Here is a 3,504-nt window from a genome sequence, read left to right as displayed (position 1 = left end):
GCCGCCGCACTGCCCCCGCCGCCCGCGCCCGGTCCCGTGCGCCGGGTCCCGCTCGGGTACGTCGCCGGGGCGCGCAGCGGGGACAAGGGCGGCGACGCCAACCTCGGCGTCTGGGCGCGCGAGCCCGCCGCGTGGCCCTGGCTCGTCCACCACCTCACCACCGAGCGCCTGCGCACCCTCCTCCCCGAGACCGCGCCCCTCACCGTCACCCGCCACGTCCTGCCCCACCTGCACGCCGTCAACTTCGTGATCGAGGGCCTCCTCGGCGAGGGCGCCGCGGCGCGCGACCGCTTCGACCCGCAGGCGAAGGCGCTGGGGGAGTGGCTGCGGGCGCGCCGCACCGACGTACCGGAGGGCCTGCTCGGCCCCGTACCGGAGCCCCCCGAAGCGCCCGAGGAGACCCGCGCGTGACCGTACTGACCAGCACCGTCGACCCCACCGCAGCCGACCACCTCGCACGCCGCGCCGCGCTCCTCGACAAGCTCGCCGCGCTCGGCACGGAGCACGCCAAGGCCCTCGCGGGCGGCGGCGAGAAGTACGTGACGCGCCACCACGGGCGCGGCAGACTCCTCGCCCGCGAGCGCGTCGAACTCCTCCTCGACCGCGACACGCCCTTCCTCGAACTGTCCCCGCTCGCCGGCTGGGGCAGCGACTGGACGGTGGGCGCCTCGCTCGTCACCGGGATCGGCACCGTCAGCGGCGTCGAGTGCGTCGTGACCGCCAACGACCCGACCGTGCGCGGCGGCGCGAGCAACCCGTGGACGCTCAGGAAGGCGCTGCGCGCCAACGAGATCGCCCGCGCCAACCGGCTGCCCGTCATCAGCCTCGTCGAGTCGGGCGGCGCCGACCTGCCCTCGCAGAAGGAGATCTTCATCCCGGGTGGCGCGCTCTTCCGCGACCTCACGCGCCTGTCCGCCGAGGGCATCCCCACCGTCGCCGTCGTCTTCGGCAACTCCACGGCGGGCGGCGCGTACATCCCCGGCATGTCCGACCACGTCGTCATGGTCGAGGACCAGGCGAAGGTCTTCCTCGGCGGCCCGCCGCTCGTCAAGATGGCCACGGGCGAGGAGAGCGACGACGAAGCACTCGGCGGCGCCGCCATGCACGCCCGCACCTCCGGCCTCGCCGACCACCTCGCCCGCGACGAGCCCGACGCCCTCCGCCTCGCCCGCCGCATCGTTGCCCGCCTCAACCACCGCAAGGCCCACCCGGCTCCCGAAGCCGCCGCACCGCCCCGCCACGACCCCGAGGAACTCCTCGGCCTCGTCCCCGAGGACCTGCGCGAGCCCTTCGACCCGCGCGAGGTCGTCGCCCGCCTCGTCGACGACTCCGACTACGACGAGTTCAAGCCGCTCTACGGCACGAGCCTCACCACCGGCTGGGCGCGCCTGCACGGCTACCCGGTCGGCATCCTCGCCAACGCGCGCGGCGTCCTGTTCAGCGAGGAGTCGCAGAAGGCCGCCCAGTTCATCCAGCTCGCCAACCAGCGCGACATCCCCCTCCTCTTCCTCCACCACACGACCGGTTTCATGGTCGGCAAGGAGTACGAGCAGGGCGGCATCGTCAAGCACGGCAGCATGATGATCAACGCCGTCGCCAACTCCCGCGTCCCGCACCTTTCCGTCCTCCTCGGCGCCTCCTACGGGGCCGGCCACTACGGCATGTGCGGACGCGCCTTCGACCCGCGCTTCCTCTTCGCCTGGCCCAGCGCCAAGTCCGCCGTCATGGGCCCGCAGCAACTCGCCGGGGTCCTCTCGCTCGTCGCCCGCGCCTCGGCCGCAGCGAAGGGCCGCCCGTACGACGAGGACGCGGACGCCTCGCTGCGCGCGATGGTCGAGCAGCAGGTCGAGGCCGAGTCCCTGCCCGTCTTCCTCTCCGGGCGCCTCTACGACGACGGCATCATCGACCCGCGCGACACGCGCACCGTTCTCGGCCTGTGCCTCTCGGCCGTCCACACCGCCGAAGTCCGGGGCAACCGCGGGGGGTTCGGTGTCTTCCGCATGTGAGGGCGCCGCGGGAGCGCCCGGCGCGGACCGCGTGCCGCCCGCCGCCCGCGCCCGTACGAGAGCACCCGCCACCACCCGCGAGAGGAGTCACCCCATGACCGTCACCCCGCGCCCCGTCACCCGTCTCCTCGTCGCCAACCGCGGCGAGATCGCCCGCCGCGTCCAGCGCACCTGCCGCACGCTCGGCATCACCACCGTCGCCGTCCACTCCGACCCCGACACGCACGCTCCCCACACGAGGGAGGCCGACCTCGCCGTGCGCCTCCCCGGCGCCGCGCCCGCCGACACCTACCTGCGCGCCGACCTGCTCCTGGACGCCGCCAGGGCCTCCGGGGCCGACGCCGTGCACCCCGGCTACGGCTTCCTAGCCGAGAACGCCGCCTTCGCGCGCGCCGTCACCGAAGCCGGACTCACCTGGATAGGCCCGCCCCCCGAAGCCATCGAGGCGATGGCGTCCAAGACCCGCGCCAAGGACCTCATGGCCCGCGCGGGCGTCCCTCTCCTCGCGGCCGTCGATCCCGCGCGGGCCACCGGGAAGGACCTCCCGCTGCTTCTCAAGGCCGCGGCGGGCGGCGGCGGGCGCGGCATGCGGCTCGTACGGGACCTCGCGGAGCTGCCGGCCGCACTCACCGCCGCGCGCGCCGAGGCCCGCGCCGCCTTCGGCGACGACGAGGTGTTCGCCGAGCCGTACCTCGACCGGGGCCGGCACGTCGAGGTGCAGATCCTCGCCGACCTCCAGGGCACCGTGTGGGTCCTCGGCACCCGCGACTGCTCCCTCCAGCGCCGCCACCAGAAGGTCATCGAAGAAGCCCCGGCGCCCCACCTGCCGCCCGCGCTGCGCGAGAGCCTGCACCGCGCCGCCGAGGCCGCCGCGCGCGCCGTCGCGTACACCGGCGCCGGAACCGTCGAGTTCCTCGTCGACGAGAACCGCGCCCACTTCCTGGAGATGAACACGCGCCTCCAGGTCGAACACCCCGTCACCGAGGCGGTCTACGGCATCGACCTCGTCGCCCTCCAGATCGCCGTCGCCGAGCGCGAGCCCCTGCCCCCCGCCCCGCCCGCACCCCGCGGGCACGCCGTCGAGGCCCGCCTGTACGCCGAGGACCCCGCCGACGACTGGCGCCCCCGCACCGGACGCCTGCACCGCTTCCGCACCCCCGCCCACCTGCGCACCGACGCCGGAGTCACCGACGGCGACACCATCGGCGTCCACTACGACCCGCTCCTCGCCAAACTCGTCGCCCACGCCCCCACCCGCACCGCCGCCCTGCGCGCCCTCGCCGACGGGCTCGACCGCACCACGCTCCACGGCCCCGTCACCAACCGCGACCTCCTCGCCCGCACGCTGCGGCACCCCGAGGTCGTCGCGGGCGGCGCCGACACCTCCTTCTACGGGCGTCGCCTCGCCGAACTGACCGCACCCGGCGACGCCCGCACGGAGGAACTGGCCGCGCTCGCCGCCGCCGTCGCCCAGGCCCGCACCGCCGCGGCGGAGCGC

At 75.3% G+C, this 3,504-nt stretch carries 2 protein-coding genes and 1 pseudogene; all 3 read left to right on the top strand.

What is annotated here, in order from left to right:
* Positions 1 to 411 (top strand): annotated as a pseudogene (locus G3I42_RS21475) (exopolyphosphatase); the annotation flags it as partial.
* Positions 408 to 2,006: a carboxyl transferase domain-containing protein gene (locus G3I42_RS21470; RefSeq protein ID WP_164288308.1), complete on the top strand. Its 1,599-nt coding sequence runs from the start codon at positions 408 to 410 to the stop codon at positions 2,004 to 2,006. The pseudogene G3I42_RS21475 and the gene G3I42_RS21470, both read left to right, overlap by 4 nt.
* A 94-nt stretch (positions 2,007 to 2,100) precedes the next feature.
* The coding region (locus tag G3I42_RS21465) for a biotin carboxylase N-terminal domain-containing protein (RefSeq protein WP_164288306.1) at positions 2,101 to 3,504 on the top strand (1,404 nt) is incomplete at its 3' end.

The organism is Streptomyces sp. SID11385 (assembly GCF_010548245.1).
Lineage (GTDB): Bacteria > Actinomycetota > Actinomycetes > Streptomycetales > Streptomycetaceae > Streptomyces.
Note: the sequence above shows the minus strand (reverse complement) of the source record. Positions and strands in the feature narration are given on the sequence as shown.